Source organism: Streptomyces cacaoi (genome assembly GCF_006539165.1).
Taxonomy (GTDB): domain Bacteria; phylum Actinomycetota; class Actinomycetes; order Streptomycetales; family Streptomycetaceae; genus Streptomyces; species Streptomyces cacaoi.
This window is the reverse complement of record NZ_BJMM01000139.1, coordinates 1-3,174: the sequence shown is the minus strand read 5'-3', so window position 1 is coordinate 3,174 and position 3,174 is coordinate 1. Positions and strand designations below refer to the sequence as shown.

2 rRNA genes are annotated in these 3,174 nt (G+C 58.8%); both read left to right on the top strand.

Features of this window, described 5'->3' with window-relative positions:
* The first annotated feature begins 70 nt into the window (after positions 1-70).
* Positions 71-1,599, top strand: a 16S ribosomal RNA gene (locus SCA03_RS34570).
* Positions 1,600-1,905: 306 nt separating this feature from the next.
* A 23S ribosomal RNA gene (locus tag SCA03_RS34565) occupies positions 1,906-3,174 on the top strand; the annotation flags it as partial.

Sequence of the window (3,174 nt, the reverse complement as noted above, 5' to 3'; positions counted from 1 at the left end):
GACAGCGAGGACGCTGTGAACCGTCGGGATTATTCCTCCCGGCGTGTTCCGCTCTTCCGCGAATGATGCATTCACGGAGAGTTTGATCCTGGCTCAGGACGAACGCTGGCGGCGTGCTTAACACATGCAAGTCGAACGATGAACCGGTTTCGGCCGGGGATTAGTGGCGAACGGGTGAGTAACACGTGGGCAATCTGCCCTGCACTCTGGGACAAGCCCTGGAAACGGGGTCTAATACCGGATATGACCACCGGCCGCATGGTCTGGTGGTGGAAAGCTCCGGCGGTGCAGGATGAGCCCGCGGCCTATCAGCTTGTTGGTGGGGTGATGGCCTACCAAGGCGACGACGGGTAGCCGGCCTGAGAGGGCGACCGGCCACACTGGGACTGAGACACGGCCCAGACTCCTACGGGAGGCAGCAGTGGGGAATATTGCACAATGGGCGCAAGCCTGATGCAGCGACGCCGCGTGAGGGATGACGGCCTTCGGGTTGTAAACCTCTTTCAGCAGGGAAGAAGCGCGAGTGACGGTACCTGCAGAAGAAGCACCGGCTAACTACGTGCCAGCAGCCGCGGTAATACGTAGGGTGCGAGCGTTGTCCGGAATTATTGGGCGTAAAGAGCTCGTAGGCGGCCTGTCGCGTCGGATGTGAAAGCCCGGGGCTTAACCCCGGGTCTGCATTCGATACGGGCAGGCTAGAGTTCGGCAGGGGAGATTGGAATTCCTGGTGTAGCGGTGAAATGCGCAGATATCAGGAGGAACACCGGTGGCGAAGGCGGATCTCTGGGCCGATACTGACGCTGAGGAGCGAAAGCGTGGGGAGCGAACAGGATTAGATACCCTGGTAGTCCACGCCGTAAACGTTGGGCACTAGGTGTGGGCGGCATTCCACGTCGTCCGTGCCGCAGCTAACGCATTAAGTGCCCCGCCTGGGGAGTACGGCCGCAAGGCTAAAACTCAAAGGAATTGACGGGGGCCCGCACAAGCGGCGGAGCATGTGGCTTAATTCGACGCAACGCGAAGAACCTTACCAAGGCTTGACATACACCGGAAAACTCTGGAGACAGGGTCCCCCTTTGGGTCGGTGTACAGGTGGTGCATGGCTGTCGTCAGCTCGTGTCGTGAGATGTTGGGTTAAGTCCCGCAACGAGCGCAACCCTTATCCTGTGTTGCCAGCATGCCTTTCGGGGTGATGGGGACTCACGGGAGACTGCCGGGGTCAACTCGGAGGAAGGTGGGGACGACGTCAAGTCATCATGCCCCTTATGTCTTGGGCTGCACACGTGCTACAATGGCCGGTACAATGAGCTGCGATGCCGTGAGGTGGAGCGAATCTCAAAAAGCCGGTCTCAGTTCGGATTGGGGTCTGCAACTCGACCCCATGAAGTCGGAGTCGCTAGTAATCGCAGATCAGCATTGCTGCGGTGAATACGTTCCCGGGCCTTGTACACACCGCCCGTCACGTCACGAAAGTCGGTAACACCCGAAGCCGGTGGCCCAACCCCTTGTGGGAGGGAATCGTCGAAGGTGGGACTGGCGATTGGGACGAAGTCGTAACAAGGTAGCCGTACCGGAAGGTGCGGCTGGATCACCTCCTTTCTAAGGAGCATCTTGTCGCCCCCGGTTGTGGGGTGGCCAGAGGCCAGTACATCAGCGCGTGTCTGATGCTGGTTGCTCATGGGTGGAACGTTGACTATTCGGCACTTGTGGTTGGTTTTGCTAGTACTGCTTCGGCGTGGAACGTGAAGAGCGACTGTGGGTGTTGGGCGCGCTGTTGGGTGTCTGAGGGTGCGGCCGTGTGGTCGTGTCTTCGGTGCCGGTCCCAGTGAACTCGTCTCTGTGTGGGGTGGGGTGGTGGGTGGCTGGTTGTTGTTTGAGAACTGCACAGTGGACGCGAGCATCTGTGGCCAAGTTTTTAAGGGCGCACGGTGGATGCCTTGGCACCAGGAACCGATGAAGGACGTGGGAGGCCGCGATAGGCCCCGGGGAGCTGTCAACCGAGCTGTGATCCGGGGGTGTCCGAATGGGGGAACCCGGCAGTCGTCATGGGCTGTCACCTGCCGCTGAATGTATAGGCGGTGTGGAGGGAACGCGGGGAAGTGAAACATCTCAGTACCCGTAGGAAGAGAAAACAACCGTGATTCCGGGAGTAGTGGTGAGCGAAACCGGAGGAGGCTAAACCGTATGTGTGTGAGACCCGGCAGGGGTTGCGCATGCGGGGTTGTGGGAGCTTTCTTGATCGGTCTGCCGGCCGGTCGGTGAGTAAGAAACCGTGGTAATAGGCGAAGGGCATGCGAAAGGCCCGGCGTAGAGGGTAAGACCCCCGTAGCTGAAATTGTTGCGGCTCATTTGAAGGTTTCCCAAGTAGCATGGGGCCCGAGAAATCCTGTGTGAATCTGGCGGGACCACCCGTCAAGCCTAAATATTCCCTGGTGACCGATAGCGGATAGTACCGTGAGGGAATGGTGAAAAGTACCGCGGGAGCGGAGTGAAAGAGTACCTGAAACCGTGTGCCTACAAGCCGTGGGAGCGTCGCATCGAGTGCTTGCGCTCGGTGTCGTGACTGCGTGCCTTTTGAAGAATGAGCCTGCGAGTTTGCGGCATGTTGCGAGGTTAACCCGTGTGGGGGAGCCGTAGCGAAAGCGAGTCCGAAGAGGGCGTTGAGTAGCGTGTTCAAGACCCGAAGCGGGGTGATCTAGCCATGGGCAGGGTGAAGCGGAGGTAAGACTTCGTGGAGGCCCGAACCCACCAGGGTTGAAAACCTGGGGGATGACCTGTGGTTAGGGGTGAAAGGCCAATCAAACTCCGTGATAGCTGGTTCTCCCCGAAATGCATTTAGGTGCAGCGTCGTGTGTTTCTTGCCGGAGGTAGAGCACTGGGTAGGCGATGGGCCTTACCGGGTTACTGACCTTAGCCAAACTCCGAATGCCGGTAAGTGAGAGCGCGGCAGTGAGACTGTGGGGGATAAGCTCCATGGTCGAGAGGGAAACAGCCCAGAGCATCGACTAAGGCCCCTAAGCGTGTGCTAAGTGGGAAAGGATGTGGAGTCGCAGAGACAACCAGGAGGTTGGCTTAGAAGCAGCCATCCTTGAAAGAGTGCGTAATAGCTCACTGGTCAAGTGATTCCGCGCCGATAATGTAGCGGGGCTCAAGCACACCGCCGACGTCGTGTCA